General features: G+C 65.0%; 24 protein-coding genes. 13 read left to right on the forward strand and 11 right to left on the reverse strand.

Going from position 1 to position 25,798, the window contains the following annotated elements:
- Positions 1–31: 31 nt before the first annotated feature.
- Together O9320_08265 and O9320_08270 are read right to left on the reverse strand one after the other, a co-directional pair.
- Positions 32–2,524, reverse strand: coding sequence for a DUF2309 domain-containing protein (locus O9320_08265; protein MCZ8310833.1), 2,493 nt, complete (start codon positions 2,522–2,524; stop codon positions 32–34).
- On the reverse strand, positions 2,521–4,098 hold the full coding sequence (locus tag O9320_08270) for an NADH-quinone oxidoreductase subunit L (GenBank protein MCZ8310834.1): 1,578 nt from the start codon (positions 4,096–4,098) through the stop codon (positions 2,521–2,523). Before O9320_08270 ends, O9320_08265 begins: the two co-directional genes overlap by 4 nt.
- Positions 4,099–4,216: 118 nt before the next feature.
- On the opposite strand from O9320_08270, the gene O9320_08275 reads away from it, so the two are divergent.
- Entirely contained in the window at positions 4,217–5,086 is an 870-nt protein-coding gene (locus O9320_08275) for a LysR family transcriptional regulator (protein MCZ8310835.1), read from the forward strand.
- Positions 5,087–5,095: 9 nt separating this feature from the next.
- On the opposite strand, the gene O9320_08280 is transcribed toward O9320_08275, so the two are convergent.
- From O9320_08280 to O9320_08290, 3 genes are all read right to left on the reverse strand, one after another.
- Positions 5,096–5,494, reverse strand: coding sequence for a hypothetical protein (locus O9320_08280; GenBank protein ID MCZ8310836.1), 399 nt, complete (start codon positions 5,492–5,494; stop codon positions 5,096–5,098).
- Between the two features lie 99 nt (positions 5,495–5,593).
- Entirely contained in the window at positions 5,594–8,494 is a 2,901-nt protein-coding gene (locus tag O9320_08285) for an FAD-binding protein (GenBank protein MCZ8310837.1), read from the reverse strand.
- Positions 8,495–8,511: 17 nt separating this feature from the next.
- A complete protein-coding gene (locus tag O9320_08290) occupies positions 8,512–9,198 on the reverse strand; it encodes a GntR family transcriptional regulator (GenBank protein ID MCZ8310838.1) in 687 nt (228 codons plus the stop codon).
- A 98-nt stretch (positions 9,199–9,296) separates the two neighbouring features.
- Between O9320_08290 and O9320_08295 the strand changes: the two genes are divergently transcribed.
- Complete coding sequence (locus O9320_08295) at positions 9,297–10,505, forward strand: aminotransferase class V-fold PLP-dependent enzyme (GenBank protein ID MCZ8310839.1); 1,209 nt, start codon at positions 9,297–9,299, stop codon at positions 10,503–10,505.
- A gap of 11 nt (positions 10,506–10,516) precedes the next feature.
- Positions 10,517–10,888: an Hpt domain-containing protein gene (locus O9320_08300; GenBank protein MCZ8310840.1), complete on the forward strand. Its 372-nt coding sequence runs from the start codon at positions 10,517–10,519 to the stop codon at positions 10,886–10,888.
- Between the two features lie 74 nt (positions 10,889–10,962).
- Here O9320_08300 and O9320_08305 read toward each other — a convergent pair whose 3' ends face one another.
- From O9320_08305 to O9320_08330, 6 genes are all read right to left on the reverse strand, one after another.
- Positions 10,963–11,760, reverse strand: a complete 798-nt coding sequence (locus O9320_08305) for a class I SAM-dependent methyltransferase (GenBank protein ID MCZ8310841.1) — start codon at positions 11,758–11,760, stop codon at positions 10,963–10,965.
- The gene (locus O9320_08310) at positions 11,757–12,530 is read right to left on the reverse strand and encodes an ABC transporter ATP-binding protein (protein MCZ8310842.1); all 774 of its coding nucleotides are present in this window, start codon (positions 12,528–12,530) and stop codon (positions 11,757–11,759) included. The genes O9320_08305 and O9320_08310 overlap by 4 nt, the downstream gene beginning before the upstream one ends.
- Complete coding sequence (locus tag O9320_08315; GenBank protein ID MCZ8310843.1) at positions 12,527–13,585, reverse strand: iron ABC transporter permease; 1,059 nt, start codon at positions 13,583–13,585, stop codon at positions 12,527–12,529. Before O9320_08315 ends, O9320_08310 begins: the two co-directional genes overlap by 4 nt.
- Positions 13,582–14,739 (reverse strand): ABC transporter substrate-binding protein, encoded by a 1,158-nt coding sequence (locus O9320_08320; protein ID MCZ8310844.1) that lies wholly within the window; start codon positions 14,737–14,739, stop codon positions 13,582–13,584. The genes O9320_08315 and O9320_08320 overlap by 4 nt, the downstream gene beginning before the upstream one ends.
- A gap of 177 nt (positions 14,740–14,916) precedes the next feature.
- Positions 14,917–15,381 carry a GNAT family N-acetyltransferase gene (locus O9320_08325; protein MCZ8310845.1) on the reverse strand — a complete coding sequence of 155 codons (465 nt, stop codon included), beginning with the start codon at positions 15,379–15,381 and terminating at the stop codon, positions 14,917–14,919.
- On the reverse strand, positions 15,378–15,905 hold the full coding sequence (locus O9320_08330) for a phosphoribosyltransferase family protein (GenBank protein ID MCZ8310846.1): 528 nt from the start codon (positions 15,903–15,905) through the stop codon (positions 15,378–15,380). Before O9320_08330 ends, O9320_08325 begins: the two co-directional genes overlap by 4 nt.
- 62 nt (positions 15,906–15,967) lie before the next feature.
- Here O9320_08330 and O9320_08335 point away from each other — a divergent pair, with 62 nt between their 5' ends.
- The 10 genes from O9320_08335 to upp all read left to right on the forward strand — a co-directional run bounded on the left by O9320_08335 (position 15,968) and on the right by upp (position 25,784).
- A complete protein-coding gene (locus O9320_08335) occupies positions 15,968–17,683 on the forward strand; it encodes a phospholipid carrier-dependent glycosyltransferase (GenBank protein ID MCZ8310847.1) in 1,716 nt (571 codons plus the stop codon).
- A 24-nt stretch (positions 17,684–17,707) separates the two neighbouring features.
- Positions 17,708–18,064, forward strand: a complete 357-nt coding sequence (locus tag O9320_08340) for an SMR family transporter (GenBank protein MCZ8310848.1) — start codon at positions 17,708–17,710, stop codon at positions 18,062–18,064.
- A 4-nt stretch (positions 18,065–18,068) separates the two neighbouring features.
- A complete protein-coding gene (locus O9320_08345) occupies positions 18,069–19,013 on the forward strand; it encodes a glycosyltransferase (GenBank protein ID MCZ8310849.1) in 945 nt (314 codons plus the stop codon).
- A gap of 17 nt (positions 19,014–19,030) precedes the next feature.
- Entirely contained in the window at positions 19,031–19,933 is a 903-nt protein-coding gene (locus O9320_08350) for a formyltransferase (GenBank protein ID MCZ8310850.1), read from the forward strand.
- Positions 19,934–19,967: 34 nt separating this feature from the next.
- Positions 19,968–21,026, forward strand: a complete 1,059-nt coding sequence (locus O9320_08355; protein ID MCZ8310851.1) for a bifunctional UDP-4-keto-pentose/UDP-xylose synthase — start codon at positions 19,968–19,970, stop codon at positions 21,024–21,026.
- Between the two features lie 8 nt (positions 21,027–21,034).
- Positions 21,035–21,940, forward strand: coding sequence for a polysaccharide deacetylase family protein (locus tag O9320_08360; protein ID MCZ8310852.1), 906 nt, complete (start codon positions 21,035–21,037; stop codon positions 21,938–21,940).
- A 30-nt stretch (positions 21,941–21,970) separates the two neighbouring features.
- Positions 21,971–22,507, forward strand: coding sequence for a hypothetical protein (locus O9320_08365; protein ID MCZ8310853.1), 537 nt, complete (start codon positions 21,971–21,973; stop codon positions 22,505–22,507).
- Between the two features lie 91 nt (positions 22,508–22,598).
- Positions 22,599–23,903, forward strand: coding sequence for a GTP cyclohydrolase II (locus O9320_08370; protein MCZ8310854.1), 1,305 nt, complete (start codon positions 22,599–22,601; stop codon positions 23,901–23,903).
- Complete coding sequence (locus O9320_08375; GenBank protein ID MCZ8310855.1) at positions 23,896–25,131, forward strand: URC4/urg3 family protein; 1,236 nt, start codon at positions 23,896–23,898, stop codon at positions 25,129–25,131. The genes O9320_08370 and O9320_08375 overlap by 8 nt, the downstream gene beginning before the upstream one ends.
- Positions 25,132–25,151: 20 nt before the next feature.
- Positions 25,152–25,784: a uracil phosphoribosyltransferase gene (gene upp, locus O9320_08380; protein MCZ8310856.1), complete on the forward strand. Its 633-nt coding sequence runs from the start codon at positions 25,152–25,154 to the stop codon at positions 25,782–25,784.
- The last annotated feature ends 14 nt before the right edge of the window (positions 25,785–25,798 follow it).

Raw genomic sequence — 25,798 nt, forward strand, 5'->3', positions numbered from 1 at the left:
GGGCGAATCGCCAACAGCACTTGCGCCGGGCCTAGAACTCCGCCCACTGCAAATCGCCGCGGTAGCGGCGGATCGAGCGGCCTTCGTCGGCGAGCGCATAGAGATGTACCCAGCCATTGTCGACGAGCTGGCGCACGCCTTCGTGCTTGGCGATGATGCGGTTCATCTCGGCCTCCGGCGCTTCGATGAACACATTGAGGCGCAGCGGCTCGTGCACAAAGCGTTTGCCGTCATGCACCGACTGGAAGGGCAAGCCGGTTTTGAGATCGCCCCCATTGCCCTCGAGCACGCCGAGCGTGCCCACCACATTGTGCAGCACTTTGTTGCCGCTGCCGAAGCTGCGGTTATTCACGGTCGATCCATAGTACTGCAGATTGATCCAGCTCGCGACGACCATCGGCGCAGTCATGATAAGTTCAAGAACGCCGAACGAACTGTCTTGCGTCCAGTCGTAATTGTGGAGGAATGCGCGCCCGCCGAGATCGAGACCCTGCGTGCGTTCGCGCGGCGCCGCAATGAAGGCCGCATTGCCCGCGAGCCCCCATTCGGGGCGCACTTGCGACCAGTCGCGGCTGCGCGCGATGATCTGCGCATCGATGGCACCGCCCGCATCGAGGGCGAGCAGGCCTGCGCGTTCGGCGCGCGCCAACGCACCGGCTTTGGCCAGTACGGCTTCGAGCTGCGCCAACTCCGCGCGATGGCTCTGCGGCACGTCGCTCGCGTTGTAGATCGTCACTCTGTCCGTCGCCGTGTCGTGCAGACAGCCGAGGAACCAGGTGTCGACCGGGATATCGAGCCCGCGCGTGCGCAAGCCCTCGCGCACGCCCGCATCGTTGAGGATGGCGGCCGCGACGCGCGCATTGGCTTCGCCCGTATGCCCGCCGCACGCACCGCAATCGAGGCCCGAGGCGTGCGGATTGTTGACCGTGGTGCTGCCGTGGCCTGCAAGCAGCACGAGGCGTGCGAAATTGCCGGTCATCGACATGGCGCGCAGCACGGCCTCGGCCATGGCCACGCGCCGCTCGGGCTCGAAGCCGGTTGCCCGGCCTGCGACCATGCGGGGCTCGATGCGCGGCCCCAGCCTTTCGGACACGAACCGGTCGAGCCCGTCATGCGCCGGATTGGGTACGGGCCGCGTGAGGCCGAGCCCGTCGCCCGCGAGTTTGGCGCCGAAGGCAAGGCCCAGCGTTTCCACGTAGGTGAAGGAAGAGACGGCAGACAATTTGAACGACTTCCACGCCTTGGCCGCGCGCCGCCGCAGCAGGCGCAAGCCGAGGATCTCGGTCTCTTCGTCGGGCGAAGCATTGGCGACTTGCTCGCACACGACAATGCCGGGCGTGAGCAGCACCGGGCATTGCGCGCCGCCGCGCAAGTTCCCGATCGGCACATATTCGATCGGAAAGCCGAAAAAGCCTGCGAACCCGATCGTCTCGACGCTGGGGGCGGCGGTCTCGAGCGCGCGGCGAAAAATCTCGGAACGCACGTCGATGCAAAACGCGGCCTGAACGGCTTTGCGGGCTTGGGGCGCGTTGGGACGCGCGGCGATGTTTGATTTCAGGCGCTGCAGCAAGCCGCGCTGATACGCGATCTCGAACGCGTTCTGCAGCACGATATCGACTGCAAGATCGCGTTCGGCCGTCGCGAGTTCGTCGTCGGGCGTTGCAGCGGCTGCTTGCATCTCGGCCGCCCACGCGGCGAGAAACGCCGGGTCGTTGCGCTCTTTGAACAGCGCATAGCCCCAGGCCAAACGGATCGCGAGCAGTTCGACCATATGTTCGTTGCGCCGCCCGTAGAGCGCATCGTCCCACACGCGGTAACGGACATAGGCGGCCCAGCCTTGGATGTCGAACAAAGCGCGGTGCAGATAGTCGGCGACCGCACGTTCGGGGATGCCGAGCGCTGCGACAATGGCCGCGATGGCTGCGCGCGCATCTTCGGGCAGGGAAGCGACATTCTGCCGGAAATGCGCCACACCCATCGCTTCCGGATTGCGGTCGAAGCGCATGGCGGCCCGCCATGCCGCGTAGGGTGCCAAATCGCGCCACGGCATTTTCCACGCGGCCTGGGCTTCGTCGTAATAGCCCGCGCAGAATTTCGAGATCTCGTCGATCATGAAGGCCGTGCCGGCGGCGAAACGGTCGCCGTGCGCGAGCTTCTCGAGCACGTCAGCGACTGTCGCAATTACGCGCGGCGGCGTTTTGGCATCACTCGGAGCGGCAAGGGCACCGTGCTTGAATGCGGGGAAATCGCGCGGCAGATCGAGCTTTGCGTCGGCCGCTTCGAGGGCAGCGGCAAGATCGGCGTCGGTCACGAACCCGTCGGCGATGCGCGCCTGGTAGAAGCTGCGCGGCATCAGCATGTCGGTGCGCGCGACGCGCTTCAGCGTGGCGCAAGTTGCGGCAAAGCTCCGCTCGGCGAAGCCCAGGAACGGATTGACCGCAACAAAATGTTTAAGCGGCCAGAGCGGGGCGATGCGGTTGCACGCCGCACCGATCGCGGTTTCGAGAGCAGGCGAAGCAGTCATTTCGTGTCTCCTTGCGGCCACAGGCGGAGTGTCAGCCGGTTGGCCCAACTGTTCACGTAAAGCCCGTTCGAGAGATGGACGTAGAGCGATTGCCAGAACGGCCCGTTTGTGCGGCGGCCGAGCTCGCCCTGCAGCAGCGTAACGGCGGCAAAGGCGAGGATGACGAAGCCCACGAGCACAAGATCAAACGGCCCGTCGAGCGCTTGCGTCGGGGCGACCGCACCTTGCAGCATGGCTTCAGTACCGGCCTGCAGCGCAAAGTAAATCACTGCAACCGCGGCGGCGGTCGCGGCGGCGACACCGAGCACATACATGTTGGGCCGCTCGTCGATCGCGTTCGACACGTAAAGGGCTACGCCCAGCAGCATGATCGCGCCGAGCGCGAAAACGCCCGGCTTGTCGCCGAGATCGGCCCCGAACAGGGCTGCGACGGCAAACGCCACGCCAAGCACGCACGCAAGTGCGATCGCATTGCGCGCGGGATGCGGCTGGCCGCCGGGGCTCGGGCTCCACGAGGCGCGCAAAAGATCGATCACGCTGCCCGACGACAGGAACGCATGCGCCTTGTAGAGCGAGTGCGCCACGATATGCAGCAACGCGGCCGAAAACGCGCCGAGCCCGCATTGCAACAGCATGAAGCCCATCTGCGCCACGGTCGAATAGGCGAGGCTGACCTTGACCGAGGTCTGCGTCAGCATCACAAGCGAGCCGAGCAAGGCCGTGACCGCACCCACGACGGCAAGCGCATCGAGGGCAGTTCCCGACAGCGCCATCGCATCCGACAGGCGCAGCACCAGAAAGCCGCCCGCATTGACGATCCCGGCATGCAGCAACGCCGAGACGGGTGTGGGCGTCTCCATAACTTCGAGGATCCAGCCATGCAGCGGAAACTGGGCAGATTTGAGCAGGGCGGCCAGTACAACGAGCAGGGCTGCGACATGCAACGAGAGCGTGGCATCCTCGGGGGCCGCTGCCTTGGCGGCTGCGGCGATTGCCTGCACGTCGAAGCTGCCGAAATTCGCGAACAGCAGCAGGGCAGCGAGGGCAAGCGCCGCATCGCTCAAGCGGCTCACCACGAATTTCTTGCGCGCGGCAAGTCGGGCGGCCGGGCGCTCGGCATAGAACAGCAGCAGCTTGTTGAGCAGTAGGCTCGTGGCGATCCAAGCGGCGAGCAACTGCACGAGGTTGCCGGAGACGACGAGGAACTGCACCGCGGCGACCGTCAGGCACAGGCGACGCACGAAGCGTGCGTGCTGCGGATCGCCGTCGAGATAATTGCGGCTGAAGCGCACCACGACGAGCCCGACGAATCCCACAAGCACGAACATTGTCGTGCTCAGCGCATCGAATGCGAAGCTGATGCCCGCACCTTTGAGCGTGAGGATGTCGGCGTGGCGTGCACCCGCGAAAGCGACGGTTGCGGCGGCGGCGATAGCGCAGGCAAGCGCAAAAGCGGCGGCCAGCGTCGCGCGATCGGCGAGGGCGCGGCCGGAAACTGTGGCCGCAGCCGCAAATCCGATGCCGGCAAGTGCCGCAGGTCCAAGCGCAAAAATCCAGGAAAATTCGGCAAACATGGCGGCTCCGTGGGGGGCGGACGGGGACGATCGATTGTCGGGCAGGGGGTAACGCAGCCTCGACCATGCGTTCCAGTTCAAAGATTGAAAAAAATCGTTCTGTTTTATAAAATAAGGAATGGCCGCTCTGAATTTCCGCCATCTGCTGTATTTCCACGCGATCGCTGCCGCCGACGGGCTCACGCACGCGGCCAAGCGGCTCAACGTGTCGCCGTCGGCCCTGTCGATCCAGCTGCAGCAGCTCGAGCACCAGCTCGGCCACAAACTATTCGAGCGGCGGGGCAGGCGCCTCTTGCTGACCGAGGCCGGGCGCATGGTGCGCGAGCGCGCGGGCGCGATTTTCGCGGCTGGCGACGAGCTTGTGGCGAGCCTCAAAGGGGCCGCATCTTCGGCGCGCGGTGCGGTGCGCGTCGGCGCACTCGCCACCTTGTCGCGCAATTTTCAGATCCAGTTCCTGCGCCCGCTTCTGGGCCGCAAAGACGTCGAGATCGTGCTGCGCTCAGGGACATTGCGCGAATTGCTGCGGGGGCTCGAGGCGCATCGGATCGACGTACTGCTGGCCAATCTCGCCCCGCCGCGCGATGCGGCAACGCCGTGGATCTCGCGACTCATCGCCGATCAGCCGGTCAGCCTCGTCGGCCACCCGCGCCACGCGCGCAAGCGCCGACGCCTCGACGATCTATTGGCGCACGAGCCGCTCGTGGTGCCAACGGCCGAAAGCAGCGTGCGCGGCGATCTCGACGCGTTTTTGGCCCGGCGCGACATTCGTGCGACGTTCGCCGCCGAAGTCGACGACATGGCGATGCTGCGCCTGCTGGCGCGCGAGGATATCGGGCTTGCAGTGGTGCCGCCCATCGTGGTGCGCGACGAGCTGGAGGCGGGAACGCTCGTCGAACTGCGGCGCTTGCCCGATCTCAAAGAGCGGTTCTACGCGATCACGCTCGCGCGCAAATTCCCGAACCCGCTGCTGTCGGCTTTGTTCAAGTAGACGACGCGCTCAGTCGCGGCAAACGCGGATATGTGCCACGCGCCCGACCGAGCCTTCGGGCTCTTGGCCGAAGCGCACTTCGCGCTCTTCGCGCGCCAGAGCGAGTTTTTCGCCTTCCGCGTCTTCGTAGAGCAGCACGCGCAGGCCCGCATTCTCGCCCGAGCCGCAGTCGAAATGAGCGAGGGCCTGCATGCTCGAGACGCGCACATTGCCGGCCTGGATCGGTTGGCGATACACGACGCGCACCCAGGCCGTACGCAGATTGCCGGCCGTACGCATGCTTTCGATATCGACGAAAACCTCGTTGTCGCCTGCCGTCTCGCCGGCCGGTTCCCACGACGCTGCCTGCGCCGCGAGGCTCGATGCGGCGAGAATAAAGGCAGAAATGACGACGGCAATTTTTCGCACCAGGATACCTTTTGGCTCGGAATCGCGAGCCAATATAAGGGGCAACCGCGCAAATGTCGCGCGGCCCCGTGGCGAAATTGCGGCGTGCGTTTTTGCCTTTTAGGCCAGGGCGCTCTCGAGAATCCGGGCGACATGCACGGCGTCGCGGCCGGCCCCGTCGGCGATCTGGTGGCGGCAGCTCGTGCCGTCGGCGACGATCAGCGTGTCGGCATCGGCCGCACGCACCGCCGGCAGTAACGCGGCCTCGCCCATCTTGCGCGACGCGTCGAGATTGGCGGGCTCATAGCCGAAAGCACCTGCCATGCCGCAGCAGCTGCTCTCGACGAGTTTAGCCGCAAGGCCGGGGACGAGGCCTAGCACGGTCAAGGTTGGCTTCACCGCGTCGAAGGCTTTCTGGTGGCAATGGCCGTGCAACAAAGCTTTTGTCTGCGGCAATGCTTTGAGTTTGAGATCGAGCCGCCCAGCCGCATGTTCGCTCGCCAAAAATTGTTCGAACAATTGCGCGTGTTCGCCGATGGCGACGGCCTCGGTCCCCGGCAGCAGCGAGGCCAACTCGTCTTTGAGCGCGAACAGGCACGAGGGCTCGAGCCCGACGATCGGCACGCCGCGCAGCGCGTAGGGCAGCATGGCGGCCATCAGGCGCTTGGCTTCGTTGCGGCCCTCGTCGATCAACCCTGCCGACAAGAACGTGCGGCCGCAGCAGAGCGGGCGTTCGCCGTCGCCAGCCGTCGGCACGATCACGCGATAGCCGGCCGCTTCGAGCACGCGCATTGCCGCGCGCGCATTCTCGGGCTCGAACCACGTGTTGAACGTGTCGACGAACAGGGCCACTTCGCGGCCCTGGTTCGCGTGTTTGGCTTCCTCGGCGCGGAACGGCGTTTGCGACCATTCGGGAAGGCTGCGTTCGGCGGCAAAACCGGTGAGCCACTGCCCGAGCTTTGCGGCAACGGGCGATCGGTTGCGCGCATTGAGCAGGCTGCCGACTTTGGCGGCCCACGGCGCATAGCGCGGCAGATAGCCGACCAGACGGTCGAACAGGCGCAAGCCGTGGCGCTTGCGGTACTGGTGCAGGAACTCGACCTTCATCTTGGCCATGTCCACGCCCGTCGGGCATTCGCGCTTGCAGCCCTTGCAGCCGACGCACAGGCGCATGGTTTCGTACATCGCGTCGCTGGTGAGTGCGTCGGCCCCGAGCTGGCCGGAGATCGCCAGGCGCAAGCTGTTGGCGCGGCCGCGCGTGAGATGCTGCTCCTCGCCCGTCACACGGTAGGAGGGGCACATCGTGCCGGCGTCGAATTTGCGGCAATGGCCGTTGTTGTTGCACATCTCGACAGAGGCCGCGAAGCCGCCGCCGTTCGACCAGTCGAGACCCGTGTCGATTTTTTGGGGCGCGTAGCCGGGCTTGAAGCGGAATAGGGAACGGTCGTCCTGCTTGGACGGGCGCACGATCTTGCCGGGGTTCATGATCCCGGCCGGGTCGAACATGTCTTTGATCTCTTCGAAGGCACCCGTCAGGCGCGGCCCGAAGAAGGGGGCGATCCATTCCGAGCGCACAAGCCCGTCGCCGTGCTCGCCCGAATAGGCCCCCTTGTATTCGCGCACGAGGGCGGCGGCCTCTTCGGCGATCGCGCGCATCTTCTTGGCCCCGTCCTCCTTCATGTTGAGGATCGGGCGCACATGCAGGCAGCCGACCGACGCGTGCGCGTACCACGTGCCCTTGGTACCGTGCGCTTCGAACACGCGCGTGAGGCGGGCGGTGTATTCGGCCAGATGCTCGAGCGGTACGGCGCAATCCTCGATGAACGACACCGGCTTGCCGTCGCCTTTCATCGACATCATGATGTTGAGCCCTGCCTTGCGGACTTCCCACACGTCTTTCTGGAAATCGGCTTCGACGATTTCGACGACCGAGTCCGGCAGGCCGAGATCGCCCATCAACGCCACGAGATCGCGCAGCTTGCGCTGCTGTACGTCGAGCGTGTCGCCCGCGAACTCGACGAGCAGCACGGCATCGGGCTCGCCCTTCAAGAAGCGCTTCACGATGCCGGCATAGGCCGGGATGCTGCGCGAGAGATCGATCATCGTGCGGTCGACGAGTTCGACCGCGACGGGTCCCAGCGCCACAATGTGCTGCGTCATTTCCATGGCTTGGTAGAAGGTCGGGAAATGCACGACGCCGAGCGTTTTGTGGCGCGGCAAGGGGGCGAGCTTCAGATGCACCGCGCGCGAATAGGCGAGGGTGCCCTCCGAGCCCACGAGCAGATGGGCAAGATTATGCGCTTCGTCGGGCTTCACCGTGTCGAGATTGTAGCCGCCCACGCGACGCAGCAATTTCGGATAGCGCGCTTCGATCTCGTCGGCGTCGCGCGCGGCAATGGCGCGCACGCGGCGCACAATGTCCTGGAAGCGCTGCGGCCCGGCGAGGTCCGAAAGATCGGCCGCAACGGGTCCGAAATGCGCTTGCGTGCCGTCGGCCAGCAACGCATCGACGCCCAGCACGTTGTGGACCATGTTGCCGTAGAACAGCGAGCGCGAGCCGCAACTATTGTTGCCGGTCATGCCGCCGATCGTCGCTTGTGCGGCCGTCGACACGTCGACCGGGAACCATAGCCCGTGCGGCTTCAAGGCGGCGTTCAGATGGTCGAGCACCATGCCGGGCTCGACGATCGCGGTGCGCGCCGCGACGTCGAGATGCAGCAGCTTCTTGAGATGTTTGGCGTTGTCGATGACGAGGGCGGCACCCACCGTCTGGCCGCATTGCGAAGTACCGCCGCCGCGCGGCAGCACCGGCACTTTGGCTTCGCCCGCAATTTGGATCGCGATGCGGGCATCTTCGCCGTCTTGCGGCACCACCACACCGACCGGTTCGATCTGGTAGATCGAGGCGTCGGTCGAATAGCGGCCGCGGTCGAACTTGCCGAACAGCACGTCGCCTTTGATCTCTTTGCGCAGCCTTGCTTCGAAGGCGGACTGGGAAGGTGTGGCGTCGTCGCGCGGCATGGCTTCGATTCTCCGGTTCAGTCGTAGGCTTCGGCCGATTGTTCGGCGGCAAAGGCGGCGAGCACGCTTTCGCGTTTGCCCGCCAGATGCGCTTCGAGGATCGTGCGCAAAGTGCTGCCGTCGCGGGCACTCAAGGCGGCGATCATGCTGTCGTGTTCGGCGATCGCCTTGTCCCAGCGCGCACGGCCGAGATTGGCTGCGTAGCGCACGCGCTTGACGCGCGCGTTGAGCTTTTCGAATGTCTCGGCCAGCACCGCATTGCCGCCGGCGGCCGCAATGCGCGCATGGATCGCCTGGTTGGCGGCGAAATAGGCGGCGCGGTCGCCGCGCGCATGGTGGGCGCGCATTTCGAAATGCAGGGCCTTGATCTCGGCAAGCTCGGCGTCCGTGATGCGCGCACAGGCAAGCTCGCCCGCAAGGCCTTCGAGTGCGCCCAGCACCTCGAACGTCGCCTCGATGTCGGCGCGTTCGATGGGAGCCACGACCGCACCGCGATTGGGCTCGACACGCACAAGCCCTTCGGCCGCCAGCATGCGCAAGGCCTCGCGCAGCGGCGTGCGCGAAATGCCGAGCCGTTCGCACAGCACGCGCTCGTTGAGCCGTGTGGCCGGGGCGAGGGCACCGTCGAAAATCATTTGCCGCAGCTGGCCGGCGGCACTTTGCGGCAAGGTGGCGCGCTCGAAGGGGCGGGAATCGTCAGGCATAGAAAAATTGTATACCAAATAGACCGCGCTTGTCATCAAGCTTGACGAGTTATGGATGAATTTGTATACCAAGGTAACCAATCAGGAGGGATGCCCCAATGATAAAGCTGAGCAATGCGCCGAGCGGCCGCCATTTTCTGCAGATCCCGGGGCCGACCAACGTACCTGACCGCATCTTGCGCGCGATCGACAACCCGACGATCGACCATCGCGGACCGGAATTCGGCGTGCTCGGCCGCAAGGTGCTCTCGGGCCTGAAGGGCATTTTCAAGACGCAGCATCCCGTCATCATCTATCCGGCGTCCGGCACGGGTGCGTGGGAAGCGGCGATCGTCAACACGCTGTCGCCCGGCGACAAGGTGCTGATGTTCGAGACCGGCCATTTCGCAACGCTGTGGCGCAAGATCGCCGAGCGCATGGGGCTCGTCGTTGAGTTCGTGCCCGGCGATTGGCGGCATGGCGTCGATTTCGCCGTCGTCGAAGAAAAGCTCGCCGCCGACAAGAGCCATGCCTTCAAGGCCGTGATGGTCGTGCACAACGAAACCTCGACCGGCTGCACCACGCGCGTGGGCGAAGTGCGCAAGGCGATGGACCGCGCCAAACATCCGGCCTTGCTGCTGGTCGACACGATTTCGTCGATGGGCTCGCTCGACTATCGCCACGACGAATGGGGCGTGGACGTGACGGTTGCGGGTTCGCAGAAGGGGCTCATGTTGCCGCCGGGTCTGTCCTTCAACGCCGTGTCGCCTAAAGCGCTGGCCGCGTCCAAAACGGCGAAGATGCCGCGCGCCTTCTGGAACTGGGACGAGATGCTGGCCGCGAACGCCACCGGCTATTTCCCCTATACGCCGGCCACGAATATGCTTTACGGCCTCGCCGAAGCGATCGACATGCTGAACGAGGAAGGGCTCGACAACGTCTTCGCGCGCCACGACCGCCATGCGGAAGCCACGCGCCGTGCCGCGCGCGCCTGGGGCCTCGAGATCTTGTGCCTCGAGCCCAAGGAATATTCGAGCGCGCTCACGGCATTGCTGATGCCTGAAGGGCACGATGCCGACCGTTTCCGCAAGTTGACGCTCGAAGCGTTCGACATGTCGCTGGGGGCGGGGCTTGCGAAGGTTGCGGGTAAGGTGTTCCGCATCGGCCATCTCGGGAGCTTCAACGATCTTACGCTGATGGGCACGCTCGCAGGCGTGGAGATGGGGCTTGAGATCGCGGGTGTGCCGCATCGCAAGGGCGGCGTTGCCGCAGCCATGGCGTATCTGGCCGACTGCGCGGCGAAGCCGGCTGCCAAGGCGGCGCAATAGGCATTTCGGCGATGGACGACGACACCATCGACCGGCCGGCCTTTGCGCAGTTGCTCGGCGAGGTCGGCCCCGAAGTGATGGCGCGACTTCTCGCGGCCTTCGCTCGCGAAGCGAACGCGCGCATCGCGCGCTTCGCCGAATTGTCGGAAGCAAGCAGCCCGCTTGGCGGAGGCAGCGAATTGCATCGCGAGGTGCATTCGCTCAAGAGTGCGGCGGCCAGTTTCGGTGCGGCAGCCCTCGCCAAACGTGCCGGCGCGCTCGAAACGGCCGTGGAAACGCGGCAATACGACCACGATCCAGCCGCTGCCGCCGATCTTGCGGCGCTTTTTGGTCGGTTTTCAGACGCCGTGGCCGCACATCGCCACGCACTGGAAACGCCGTAGCGCATCGGCCCGAACGTTGGCGCGATTTGCGGCGGGCGTGCTGCGCTTGGGGCGCCTTTGAGTCGTGGCTGGTCCTATCGGCGGGTACGGCGATCTGGGCCCGGTTCGTGTGGCCGCATCGCGGAAACCGCGAAGCGCTGGGGTGCGAGCAACCGCAGCCGATCCCCGATTTTTGCGCCGTGCATCCCCCACAAATACACCGCCAGTGTCGAATGGCGCGCGAAACCCGAGAAGCCGACTTCCTCGAGATCCTCGTGCAGACGTTCGGCCGTGAGCCCGCGCGCATATGGGACCTGCGACAGGATGCGTTTGTGCAGATCGGGATCGGCGCCGGCCTGGCCTTGTTTGCCGTCGAGCATGTTCGCGAGCCCGCGCAGCAAGCGCGTGCGCGGCGTTTCGCTCACCCAATCGCCGTCGATGACGAGCAGGCGTGCGCCCGGCTTCAGCACGCGGTGGATCGCGGCATAGGCGGCGGTCGGATCTGTGAGGGTCCAGGCGAGGTGGCGGGTGACGACGCCGTCGAAAGACGCCGGCGCCAGCGTCTCGAGACGTTCGGCATCGCCCAGCATGCCCTTCCAGCTTCGCCCCCGCAGTTTCGACTCGGCACGCGCCAGCATCGGTTCGGCGAAATCCACGCCGGTCACTGCCGCGCCCAAATCGAGCAGCATTCGGCTGATCTCGCCCGTTCCGCAGGCGAGATCGAGCACGTTCCGGCCCGCGACATCGCCCAGGCCGTTGGATATCAGGCGGCGCCACGCGCGGGCTTCGGCGCCGTCCGCGATGCGATGGCCGCGCGAATCGTCGAACGTTTCGGCGCGCCCCGACCAGTAAGAACGGATCTCTTCTTTCAGCGTCCAGTTCGATGCTTTCACGGCAAGCTTGCCTCTATGTGAAGGGCGCCCGATAGCGACCGCGTTGCGGCGATTGCGACGCCGTAGGCGGCCCCGCATGCGGGGTCGGAAAACACCTCGTCGGGCGATCCGTCGGCGACGATCGCACCGCGCGACAGCAGAATCACCCGGTCGGCATGGCGCGCGGCCAGTGCCAGATCGTGCATCGCGACGGCGACCGTTATTCCATCGCGCGTCGCCGCCTCGCGCAGCAGGCGTAGCGCCTCCAGCTGATTGCGCAGATCGAGGGCGCTGGTCGGCTCGTCCAATAGAAGGACAGGGGCGGCGCGGACCAGACCTTGCGCGAGCGCCACCAGTTGCTGCTGGCCACCGCTCAGGTCGCAGACCAGGCGTTCGGAAAGTTCCGCCGTTCCGGCGCGCGCCAGCGTTTCGGCGACGGCAAGACGGATTTTGCGCGGCGCCTCGGCGGGTGCCGCGGCACGCGCTGCGACATGCACGGCGTCGTAGACCGAAAGCCGCGCGTTGGTCGCGTATGTCTGCGGCACGTAGCGCACGTACTGCGCGCGCTGGCGCAGGCGGAACGCTTCGATGCGTGTGCCGTCGACCGCGACGGTGCCGCGTACGATCGGCACAATGCCTGCGATGGCGCGCATCAAGGTCGACTTGCCGGCCGCGTTGGGGCCGACGAGTGCCGTGACGGTGCCGGGCAGCAGCGGTGCAGCACCGACGCCGCGCAGGACGCTGCGCGTCCCGTAATCGACGGCGAGATCGCTGAAATGGAGCCCCTTCATCGTCCCGCACTCCGTCTGCTGCCGATGATCGACAGGAAAACCGGCACGCCGACAAGCGCCGTCACGATGCCGATCGGATAGATGACGCCGGGTGTGATCGATTTGGCCGCGATCGACGCCGCGGAAAGAAGAGCTGCCCCGCAGACGGCCGAAAGCGGGGCGAACCAGCGCTGGTCCTCGCCGACCGCAAGGCGCGCAATGTGCGGGCCCACCAGCCCGATGAATCCGATCACGCCGGCATAGGATACCGAAGTCGCCGACAACACGGCGACCAGCAGCAGCGTCTCGAGGCGCAGGCGGCGCGGATCGACCCCCAGACTCGCGGCGCGGTCGTCGCCGAAGCGCATTGCGGTGAGTGCCCAGCGCCGTCGCCACATCACGCCGCCCACTGCGGCCAGAATGGCGAAACCCGCCGCCAGACGTTCGGGCGTCGCGCGCTGCAGGGAGCCCATCATCCAGAATACGATCTGCACGAGCTGCGTTTCCGAGGCGCGGTACTGCAGCATCGCCAGCAGCGCGTTGAAGGCGAACATCAGTGCTATGCCGAAGAGAATCATCGTTTCGGACGTGGCCCCGCGCGCGACGCTGAAGAAGAAGACGAGCAGAGCGGCCCCGAAGGCGAAGACGAACGCGTTCGCGGAGACGAGAAACGGTCCCGTACCCGGGATCAGCGAAAGTCCCGTCACGATCGCGATGGAGGCGCCCACACCGGCAGCGGACGACACGCCCAGCGTGAAGGGATCTGCCAGTGGATTGTCGAGGATCGTCTGCATCTGCGCGCCGGCGAGGCCCAGCATCGCGCCCAGCAGACACGCCTGCAGGGCAACCGGCAGGCGGATGTCCCACACGATCACGCCGAGGCGAATGTCGACCTCGCTGGGGTTCGCCAAAGCGCGCAGCACGTCGCGCAAGGCGATATCCCCTGGCCCGGTGCCGAGATCGACGAGAACGAGGAGGACGGCAACGGCCGCAGCACCGAAGAGAATGCGGCCCTTGCGGCGTTCGGCGGCGGCGATGCGCGTTTCGGCGAGAAGTGGCTGTGCGGCCAAGCTCATGCGAGCTGCGCCCAGAACACACCCGACAGCGGAATCGGTGAGAAGCGCGCGTGATATTCCTGCCAGACCGCGTCTGGATCGAGCCCCGCAAACTGTTCGGGATAGAGCCACTTCGCGAAGACCTGCATGGCCACCAGATGTGCCGGGCTCGTGTAGAACTGGTGGTAGATCGAATAGAAGCGCTTCGATCTGACCGCGCGCAGGGCCGACCAGCCCGGCCGTTCCGCAAGCGCTTTCAAGGCCGCCTGCACCTGTGCTTGCGTGGTTTCGTAGCCGAACGGCACGCCGCTTGAGCCCGGGGTGCTCTCGCTCCAGTCGGCACCCGTGCCAATGATCGCTTCCGGATCGAGCGTGAGGATCGCTTCGGGACTTGCCGTGCCGCCGATGCCGGGGAATCGGGCTGCCCCCCAGTTGATGCCGCCTGCATCCTGCAGCGTTACGCCCAGATTGGCGTTGCCGAACGTCATGCAGCAATTGTTTGGGTCGAAGCCGGCAGCGCGCTCCATGAACACGGTCGTGCGCTTGTTGGCCGGAATGTTCCAGACCGCCGACGAAACGCGCCTTGTCTCGCGCAGGTAGAAGCGGTTGAACGCCGCCGCTTCGCCATCGAGCCCCAGCAGCGCTCCCATGATTTCGATGCTCGGCTGCGTGTTCTGGGCAAGCGCTTCGCGAAGATCGACGACTGCCGCCGGAATGCCCGCGCGCTGAAGCTTGTCGAAAGTGCCGGCCTGGACCTGGCGCTGATAGGCGGACAGCGGAAACAGGACGAGATCCGGATTCACGGCGATCGCGCGTTCGACGCTGAAGTCGGAGTTCACGGCCGAGCCGAAGCGGGGCACCTTGTCGCCCGACGGATGCTTGGTGCGGTACTGGCGATAGGTGCCGGGGTCGAACAGGGCCATATCGTCGCCCCAGCCGACCAGGCGTTCGAAAGGCTTCGCGGGCTGAAGCACCGAAAAACCGTACATCAACCGACCTTCGCCGAGGATGATTCGGCGCGCGGGCGCTTTCAGACTGACTGTGCGTCCGGCGATATCCACGACTTCGACGCCCGTGGACGCGATCGCCGGTGCCGCCAAAAGCGCTGTGCCTGCTGCTGCCCCACCCAAAAAGCGCCGACGGCCGAAAGAAGCCACCATTTGCGTACGTGCCATTTTAATCGCCCCCACCAAATCGATAATGATAATCATTCTCATATAATAATGAGAATGAGAGTCAATATCAAAATTTCAGTGCGTCTGTTTCGATCAGGGTTCTCGATCTGGGTCGCGGCAAGAATTGATATATCGACTGCGGCTTTCCCAATGCATCGCAATGCTGCGAAGGCCGCTCTAAAGATCTCTGCGATAGACGATAAAGCCGTAATGCTTGGCCACGCGGTCGTAGAGCCGACGTGCCGTCGCGTTGCCGGCTTGCGTCTGCCAATAGACGCGCGCGCTGTCGTGCGCTTTTGCATGCGTGTAGACGGCTTCGATCAGCGCTCGCCCGATGCCACGGCCGCGCTGGTCGGGGGCCGCGAACAGATCCTGCAGATAGCAGACCATGCCCTGCATCGTCGTGTTGCGGTGGTAGATGAGGTGCGCCAAGCCCACGAGCTTGGCGCCGTCTTCGGCGACGAGTGCGTGCATGGGCTCGGCTGGATCGAGAAAGCGCTCGAACGTGGTCGCCGTCATTTCGGGCGCGATCGCGCTCGGCCCGACGCGTTCGTAGAACGCATTGTAGCCGTCCCACAGCGTGCTCCATTGCGCGCGGTCTTCGGCGCGCAACGCACGGACGATTGGGGCAGCCGCGCTCAATCGACGGCCGCGAGATCCGGCAGGCCGCGCCATTGCTGGGCATGGTCGAGGCCGTAGCCGACGACGAAGCGGTCCGGGATCGTGAAAGCCACAAAATCGGCCTGAAGCGGGATCACGCGACGCGTGGGCTTGTCGGCGAACACGGCGACCTTGACCGGATTGCCGCCGAGCCCTTCGAGCAGCGATTTGGCGAAACTCAATGTGCGTCCGGAATCGAGAATGTCGTCGATCAGGAGCACGGGCTGACCACGCAGATTTTCGGGCAGCGTGCCGAGGACCCGCACCTGGCCCGAGCTTGTGGTGGCGTCGCCGTAGCTTTTGAGATTCACGAACTCGACGCGCGGATGCACGTTGCGCTTGGCGAGTGCCCGCATGAGGTCGGCCGTGAACACGAACGCGCCGTTGAGGATCGAGATAATCGTGAACTCGGCCGGGATCGCAACCGCAATCTCGCCGGCCAGGGCTTCGACGCGGTCGGCAATTTCGGCGGCGGAATGGAGCGTTTCGCGCGGAGCAAGGGCCATGGGTTTAGAAACTACCAAGAAAAGGGTTGCTGCAAAGGGATCGGGCCGCTAAGCCCAACCCCATGTTCGCCCATCCGACCGAGCCTGCGCAAGCGCGCCGCCTGTGGTTTGCCGATCTCGTCGTTCTGGCGGTGGTCCTCGGCGCGTTTTTGCTCGCGTTCTTGGGTGCAAGGCCGCTCGGCGTGCCCAGCGAAGCGCGCTATGCCGAACTCGGCCGCGAAATCGCGGCGACCGGCGACTGGATCACGCCGCGCATCAATGGCGTCAAATATTTCTTCAAGCCGCCGCTATTCTACTGGATCCAGGCGGTCTCGATCCATGCGCTCGGCCTCTCGGAATTCGCGCTACGCCTCGCGACCGCTTTGTTCGCATTGGGCGGCTGCCTGCTTGCCTATGTCGGCGGGCGCGCCCTGTTCGACCGGCCCACGGGCCTGCTTGCCGCGGTCGTGCTTGGCACAATGCTGCTGTGGTTCGCACTCGGGCGCATCGTCCTGCTCGACGTGCCGGTCGGCGTATTCCTGAGCTTGAGCCTGCTTGCCTTCATGCTGGCCGTGCAAGCGGCCCCCGAGAGCCGGGCACGCAAAGTTTGGCTCTACACGATGTATGCGGCGGCTGCCGCCGCGACGATGACCAAGGGCCTCATCGGCATCGTGCTGCCGGCCTTGGTGATCGGCCTGTGGATCGTGCTGACCTGGAACTGGCGCCTGCTCTTGCAGGTGCGCTTGCTCTCCGGACTCGCACTGTTTTTGGCGCTCACGGTGCCGTGGCATGTCGCTGTCGGCGTGCAGTCGCCGGAATTCTGGCATTTCTATTTCATCCGCGAGCATCTCGAGCGTTTCACCACGACCGTGCATGGCCGCTATCAGCCGTGGTGGTTCTTCGTGCCGATCATCATCGTCGGCAGCTTTCCGTGGCTCGGTTTTCTCGGCCAAGCGCTCGTGCGCAATCTGCGCGATTCGGCCGTGGCGGGTCCGCATCGCGCGGTGGAGCTTTATCTCGCACTTTGGTTCTGGGCGATCCTGCTGTTCTTCTCGATTTCGGATTCGAAGCTGATCCCTTACGTGACGCCGATCATGGTGCCGCTTGCGATCCTGATCGCGCGCTATGTGGGACCGGCTTTGCAAGCACCTGTGCCCGGCTTTGGTTTGCGCGCAGGCCTGTGGATGCTGGTGGGCTTTGCCGCCCTCGTCGCGGTGGCAGCCCTTGCCGTCGGCGTTGCGGGCCCGCAGCTGGCGAGCGGCGACCTCGCGCAAGACCTTGCTTCGGCGCGGCCCTATATGGGTTGGCTGTGCGCAGGGGCGGGGGCAACCGCAGCCGCGATGACGTTTGCGTTGCTGCGCGGCAAACGCGCACTTGCCTTAAGCCTGTCGGTGGCGGCGGCCGCCGTGCTTTATCTCGGCGTCGATACGACGATGGCCGACCATCAGCCGCGCTCGATCAAGCCGATCGCGGAAGTCTTGCGCGAAGTGGCGCAGCCCGAGGACGAGATCGTCGCCTACCGCACCTATACGCAGGACCTGCCGGTCTATCTCGGGCGCCGCATCGCCTCGATGGGCTGGTCGGGCGAACTCGATTTCGGCCGAGCGGCCGAGCCTGCGACGCAAGCGTGGATGTTCGACGACGAATCCGAATTGTGGCGCCGCTGGAATAGTGCGCGCACGGTCTATATGGTCGTGCCGCTGCCATTCGAGGCGACGGTGCGCGCGAGTGCGGGCGAACGCTATGTCGAACTTTTGCGCACGCGGCGCCATCTTCTCGTCGTCAATCGCATACCCTGATCGGGAGGGACGATGCTTCAGTACATGCCCCTCATCCTGGCCGGCGTGCTGCTCAATGCGGGCGCGCAGCTGGCGCTCAAGCAAGGCATGAATCAGATCGGCCGGTTCGAATTCGCCTGGGCAAATCTGCTGCCGATCGGCCTGCAGGTCGGTCTCAACCCGTTCGTCGCACTCGGCCTGTTCTGCTACGTGGTCAGCGTCGGGCTGTGGCTGCTCGTGCTAAGCCGTGTCGAGGTCGGGCTTGCTTATCCGATGCTGTCGATCGGCTACGTGGTCAACGCGCTCGCCGCGTGGTGGCTGTTCGGCGAGGATTTGACGGCGACGCGCATCGCAGGCATCGTCGTGATCTGCTTTGGCGTTTGGCTTTTGTCGCGTGCTTGAACCAATGGCGTCCGCATTGCCCGAGATCACCGTCGTCGTTCCCGTCTACAACGAGGAAGACAACCTTCCGCTTCTCTACCGCCGCCTGACGGCCGCCCTCGACGCGATCGGGCGGCCGTGGGAAATCCTGTTCACCGACGACGGCAGCCGCGACCGCTCGGTCGAGATCCTGAAATCCTTCCACGCCGAGCGCCCTAAAGAAGTGCGCGTGATCGAGTTCGAGCGCAATGCGGGCCAGCACATGGCGATTATGGCGGCGTTCGAGCGTGCGCGCGGGCGCATCGTCGTCACGATCGACGCCGATTTGCAGAACCCGCCCGAAGAAATCGCCAATCTCGTCGCCGCGATGGACCGCGGCCACGACGTGGTCGGCTCGATCCGCAAGGACCGCCAGGATGTGGGATGGCGAGTTTGGGCGTCGCGCGCCATGAACATCGTGCGCGAGCGCATCACCGGCATCAAAATGACCGACCAGGGCTGCATGCTGCGCGCCTACCGCGCCGACGTGGTGCAGCAGATCGTCGCGACCGGCGAGCAGACCACCTTCATACCCGCACTCGCGCAGTTCTTCGCGGCCAACCCGACCGAGATCGTGGTCGCGCATGCGCCGCGCGCGGCCGGCGAAAGCAAATACAATCTCTACCGCCTCGTGCGCCTCAATTTCGATCTGATGACCGGCTTCTCGGTCGTTCCGCTGCAGATTTTCACCATTGTCGGCATGCTGGTCAGCTTCTTCTCGCTGCTGCTGGTGGCCTATCTTGCCCTGCGCCGCATCGTGATCGGCCCGGAAGTGGACGGGCTCTTCACGCTGTTCGGCATCCTCTATTTCCTCGTGGGCGTGCTGATCACGGGGCTGGGACTCGTCGGCGAATATGTGGGGCGCATTTACCAGGAAGTGCGCAAGCGCCCGCGCTTCCGCGTGCGCGCCGTCCACGAATCGCTCGACTGAGCGCAAGGCCGTCCCGCATGCCCGGCATCGTCCTTTTCGGCTATTCCGACGTCGGTTACGAATGCCTCGATCTGCTCGTGGGCCAGGGCCGCGATGTGCGCCTTGTGGTCACGCACGAAGACTCCCCAACCGAAGCCAAATGGTTCCGTTCGGTCGCCGAGCGCGCGCGCGCGGCCGGCATTGAAACCACGACGGCCGAGATCAAGGACGATCCGACAATCGAGGCGCGCATTGCAGCCCTGGCACCGGATCTGATCCTGTCCTGCTACTATCGCCGCATGATCCCGGCGCGCATTCTCGATCACGCGCGGTTGGGGGCTTTCAACATGCACGGCTCGCTGCTGCCCAAATATCGCGGCCGTGCGCCCGTGAATTGGGCGATCCTGCACGGCGAAACCCAAGTCGGCGCCACGCTGCACCGCATGGTCAAGCGTGCCGATGCGGGCGACATCGTCGATGCCGAAGCAGTAAAGGTGGCGCCCGAGGAAACCGCCTTCGAGGCGATGGGCAAGGTCGTGGGTGCCGCGCGCCGCATTCTGGAACGGCAGATCGACGCCTTGCTGGCCGGCAGGGCTCCGCAAACGCCGCAGGACGAGGCGCAAGCCACCTATTTCGGCGGCCGCACGCCCGAGGACGGGCGCATCGACTGGACATGGCCGGCTTCCCGCATCGTCAATCTCGTGCGCGCCGTGGCCGCCCCCTTTCCTGGGGCCTTCAGCGACGGGACCGGCGGGCGCTTGTTCGTGTGGCGTGCGCGAAAAGCATCGGGCGCAGGCGTTCCTGGTACGGTTTTGACGACGGCACCGCTCGTTGTGGCCTGCGGCGATGGGGCGATCGAAATCCTCGAAGCGAGCCTCGGTGCGGGGGCCACGGTTCCAGGGGCCGCACAGGGGCTAGCCGTGGGCGCCCGGATCGGCTAGAAGGCGCCATCGTTTTTGCGGGGAGCAAATTGGCGTGAGCCTTAAAATTCTCATTCTGGGCGTCAACGGATTCGTCGGTTCGAACCTGTCCGAGCGCATTCTGAAGACCACCGACTGGTCGGTCTACGGCATGGATATTCGCCAGGACAAGATCGAAGACCTGATCGGCAATCCGCGCTTCCACTTCGTCGAAGGCGACATCACGATTAACCGCGAATGGGTCGAGTACCACGTCAAGAAGTGCGACGTGATCCTTCCGCTCGTCGCGATCGCTACGCCGGCGACCTACGTGCAGCATCCGCTCAAGGTCTTCGAACTCGATTTCGAAGCCAATCTCGCGATCGTGCGCGATTGCGTGAAGTACGACAAGCGCGTGCTGTTCCCGTCCACCTCCGAAGTCTACGGCATGTCGACCGACACGCCGTTCGACGAGGAGACGTCGAATTTTGTGCTCGGCCCCATCCACAAGCAGCGCTGGATCTATTCGTGCTCCAAGCAGCTCCTTGACCGCGTGATCTACGCCTACGGTGCGAAGGGCGAGCTGCGCTACACGCTGTTCCGCCCGTTCAACTGGATCGGCCCCAAGCTCGACAATATCTGGGCCGCCAAAGAAGGCTCGTCGCGCGTGCTGACCCAATTCGTGGGCAACATCGTGCGCGGCGAAAACATCAGCCTCGTGGCCGGCGGGGCGCAGCGCCGCTGCTTCCTCTATATCGACGATGCGCTGGACGCGATGGTGCGCATCATCGCCAACAAGGACGGCTGTGCGGACGGGCGTATCTTCAATATCGGCGATCCGCGCAACGACTATTCGATGCGTGCGTTGGCCGAAACGCTGCTCGACGTGATCCAGCAGTACGACGGTTATGCCGACGTGAAGTCGCGCATCAAGCTCGTCGACGTCGATCCCGACGGCTACTACGGCAAGGGCTACGAAGACATCCAGGTGCGCGTGCCGTCGATCGAAAACGCCGCCAAGTATCTGGGCTGGACGCCGACCACGGATCTGCGCACGGCCCTCAAACTCACGCTCGACTACTATCTGCTGGCGGGCCGCAAAGACACGGGCGATCTGACCGGCACGCCGGTGTGACGGCCGCGATGGCGGAATCGCCGCGGCTTGCGATCAAGATCGATGTCGATACCGATCGCGGGACCCGCGAAGGGATCGCGCCGCTCGCCCGCATTCTCGACCGCCATCGCATTCGCGGCACGTTTCTTTATTCGATGGGCCCCGACAATACCGGGCGCGCCATTCGCCGCGTGTTCCGGCCCGGTTTTTTCAGCAAGGTCAGCCGCACTTCGGTCGTCAAGATCTACGGGCTGCGCACGCTGATGAACGGCGTGCTGCTGCCGGGACCGGACATCGCCAAGCGCAATGCCGCAACCATGCGCGCGGTCGCGGCCGGGCACGAGGCGGGCATCCATTGCTGGGACCATGTGCGCTGGCAAGACGGGCTTGCGCGCATGGACTTGGCCGACGTGCGCGCCGAGTTCGCAAAGGCGCAGGATGCTTTCCAAACTGTGTTCGGTAAACCGGCGCGTACGGCGGGTGCGGCGGGCTGGCAGGCCGACGAAAAGAGCCTGGCGGTGTACGACGAAGCCGGGCTCGATTACGGCTCGGACGCGCGCGGCACGTCGGCCTTTGTGCCGGTCGTCGGCAGCCATGTTTTCGCCACGCCGCAGATCCCGACGACCCTGCCCACGCTCGACGAGCTGATTGGCCGGCCCGAATATCCGCTCGACCGGCTCGTCGATTTCTATCTCGACAGCTTGGTGCCGGGTGCGCTCAACGCCTTCACAGGCCATGCCGAGCTCGAGGGCATGCAATATCTCGACTGGTTTGCGGCCTTTCTGGCGGCGGCAGAAAAACGTGGTGTCGTCTTCGTCAATCTCGCCGACGAGGCCGCAATTTTTGCCGACAAAATGCCGCGGCGCGCGCAGTTTTTGCAGGGGTCCATCGACGGGCGGAGCGGCACCCTGGCGCTGCAGGGGCCATTCGTCTAGCATCCGGCGAATCTTGCAAGAGGCTGCTCCTTGATTTTCCGTTGTTTTCTGGCGATCGCGATTCTGCTGCTGCTGCCGACCGTGCTCTTCGCGCAGACGCCGAAGCCTGGGACACGTGTGTCCTTTCAGTCGGGTACGTCGACCGTGATCGAAGGCTACGAGGGCGGCCTCACGAAAACCTCGAACGGCGACGTGTGGCTCGGCTTCATCGATCGTCCTTCGAACGCCGAATTGACCAAGGGCAATCTGGACAATTTCGAGTTCCGCACCGGCAACACGTTGAATTTCGAATATGCGCGGCGCCAGGGCAACCGCACGCCAAGCTACATTACGGTCGATCTGCGCGTGCTGCGTGCGGAATCGATGACCGTGCGCGGTGTGGCGCACGACGTCGTTGTCGTCGAAGCCACGGTCTCGTCGACCCGCCCAGTCTGGAGCTACCGCATGCAAGCCTGGGTCGATCCTAAATTGCGCTATATGCTGCGACGGGAAATTCTCGGCATGTCGGATACCACGCCCAACGTGCCTTCGGCCTTGCGCGCCAACAACATCCTTCCCCCGCCCTAACGGCGGCTCCGTCCTTCCGGCGGCTGCGTGCGGCTCTTCCGCTTGGCGGTCGATTCCGGCATATTCCTTTTTTAGTCGGAGACGCCAGACCATGCCCCCGTCCGATTCGACCGATGCGATCCCGCCCGTCGAGGCGCCCCCCTCAGCGACCGGCAAGCGCTCCCATATCGTCCTCACCTCGCACCCGACGCGCAGCGGGCCGCAGCCCGTGCGCATCGAGTGGGGTGCAGGCGGTGCTCAAGCGCGCGGGCCCGTGATCGGCACCGTCACCAATCCGCAGCAGCGTAACGTTATCGGCACGCATTCGGGCAGTTACATGCTGTACCGCGCACTCGCCGTGGCGGCGGGTGCGCTCTCGCCCTTGCACAAGCCAGATCTTACGAACACCGCACCGGCCGAGCCGATCGGCCCGTTCGCGCAATGGTCGGATCCCGAAAAAATCGTCAGCATCGATCCCTACGGCCATATGGTCGGCGACGTGTTCGCAGGTCTCATCGCGCAAGGCTACGACATCCGCCCCACGATTGCGGTCACCCGCGCGCATATCAACATGCCCGAACTCAAAGACGCGCTCGCAGCCGGCCGCTTGAAGCCCGACGGGCGCATCGTCGATGCCAATGGCGACGTGCGCACGACAAAGGTGGCCCTCGAGCCGGTCTGGTATCTGCCGGGCATCGCCAAGCGCTTCAAGATTTCCGAGACCGATCTGCGCCGCGGTCTGTTCGAATATACGGGCGGCATGTTCCCCGAGCTCGTCACGCGCTCGGACATGAAGGTGTTTCTGCCGCCGATCGGCGGCATGACCGTCTATCTGTTCGGCGATGTCTCGAAGCTCGGCGATTCCAAGACCAAGATCGGCGGGCGCGTGCACGACGAGTGCAACGGCTCCGACGTGTTCGGCTCGGACATCTGCACGTGCCGGCCTTATCTCGCGCATGGCATCGAGGTCGCGATCGAAACCGCCCAACAGGGCGGGGTCGGCTTCATTGTCTACAACCGCAAGGAAGGCCGGGCACTCGGCGAGGTCACGAAGTTCCTGGTCTACAATGCGCGCAAGCGCCAGGAAGGCGGCGACCAGGCTTCAACCTATTTCAAGCGCACCGAATGCGTGGCGGGCGTGCAGGACATGCGCTTCCAGGAGCTGATGCCCGACGTGCTCCACTGGCTCGGCATTTCGCGCATCGACCGTTTCGCGTCGATGAGCAACATGAAGTCCGAAGCGCTGATCCGCAGCGGCATATCGATCGTCGAACAGGTCGAGATCCCGCCCGACCTCATTCCGGCCGACGCCAGCGTCGAGATGGAAGCCAAGAAGGCGGCCGGCTATTTCACGGGCGGCGAAGCGCCCGACGCGCAGAAACTCGCCGACACCAAGGGGCGCGGTCTCGATGGTTGATGCCATGTCGGCGGCGCCGCATTTTGCGGGCCCCACCAAAGCCGTGCGCGTGCTGCGCGACCCGGCGACGATCCGCGCGCGCGCGGGCGAGGTGTTCGATGCCGCATGTGCGGGGCGCACCGCGCATTTCTCAGTCGATCTCGGCAAGCTCGAACTTGCCGCTGAGCGCACGGTTGCGGCGATCCGTGCCGACTACCCCGCGCTCGACATTCCGTACCATTCGCGCTGGCGGCATTTCGATGCGGGCGGGGTGGATCGCTGGGCGCGCTTGGCCGCCCAATTGCCGGACGACAAGCTCGAGCGCGCGCGCGTCGGCGTAGATCTTGCCGTCGCGAGCGTGCTGCTCGATGCCGGGGCCGGCCCCGAATGGCGCTATCGCACGCCGGACGGCGTCTATGCGCGCTCGGAAGGGCTTGCGGTTGCGAGCGTGGATCTGTTTGCGTCCGGCGTGTTCTCGGCCGATCCCAAAGCGCCATTGCGCGCCGATGCGGCCGCCTTACAGCGTTTCGATGCGCAGGCGCTTGCGCAAGGGTTCCAAGTATCGGCGGAAAATCCGCTGGTCGGGCTCGAGGGGCGGGCAGGGCTTTTGCGCAATCTTGGCACGGCCATCGCCGCACGCCCCGATCTGTTCGGGCCGGTTCCGCGTGTCGGCAATCTCGTCGATCGGCTGTTGTTCGATGCCAAAGACGGCACCTTGCCGGCCGCACGCATTCTGGCCTTGCTGCTCGACGGGTTCGCCGATGCGTGGCCGGCACGACGCGTGGTCGACGGCGTGAATATCGGCGATGTGGGAGCCCATCCGGCCGCGACCGACGGGCTTGTGCCGTTCCACAAGCTCAGCCAGTGGCTCGCCTATTCGCTGCTCGAACCGTTCGAAGCGCTCGGCTTGCGCATCGTCGATCTCGATGCCCTGACGGGCCTGCCCGAGTATCGCAATGGCGGCTTATTTCTCGATACGGGCGTGCTTGCGCTGAAGGATCCCACGGCCGCCGCGCGCACGCACGACGCCACGAGCGAACTTGTCGTCGAATGGCGTGCCCTCACGGTCGTGCTGCTTGATCGTATTGCCGATCTGGTGCGCGGCAAACTCGGGCTTGAAGCCGCCGATTTTCCGTTGGCAAAGGTTCTGCAAGGCGGCACATGGACCGCCGGGCGGCGCATTGCCGCCGAACTGCGCGAAGGCGGGCCGCCGCCGCTTGCCGTCGCCAGCGACGGCACGATTTTCTGACCAAACTGGGAGCATACGTCATGTCGGGCAGTCTGCACGTCGTCGGCCATCCGCTGATCCAGCACAAGCTTACGCATATGCGCCGCAAGGAAACCGAGACGCGCGATTTCCGCCGCCTCGTGCGCGAGATCGCGATGCTGCTCGCCTACGAGGTCACGCGCGATCGGCCCTTGACGATGGTCGAGATCGAAACGCCGGTGCAGAAGATGCGCGCCCCGACGCTGGCCGGCAAACCGATCTGCCTCGTGTCGGTCCTGCGGGCCGGCAACGGCATTCTCGACGGCATGCTCGAAATCCTGCCCTCGGCCGCCGTCGGCCATATCGGCCTCTATCGCGATCCCGAGACGCTCGCGGCCGTCGAGTATTACTGCAAACTGCCCGAAGATGTGGCAACGCGCGACGTGTTGATCCTCGATCCGATGCTTGCGACCGGCCATTCGGCCGTGGCGGCTGTCTCCCGCGTCAAGCAGTCGGGCGCTTCCTCGATCAAATACGTTTGTATTCTGGCCGCCCCCGAGGGGGTCAAGGAAATGCACGCCAACCATCCCGACGTGCCGATTTTCACGGCGGCGCAAGACAGCCACCTCAACGACCACGGCTACATCGTGCCGGGCCTGGGCGACGCGGGCGATCGGCTGTTCGGCACCAAATAGGCATGCCGATTGCT

The organism is Magnetospirillum sp., from assembly GCA_027532905.1.
In the GTDB taxonomy this organism is placed as follows: domain Bacteria; phylum Pseudomonadota; class Alphaproteobacteria; order CACIAM-22H2; family CACIAM-22H2; genus Tagaea.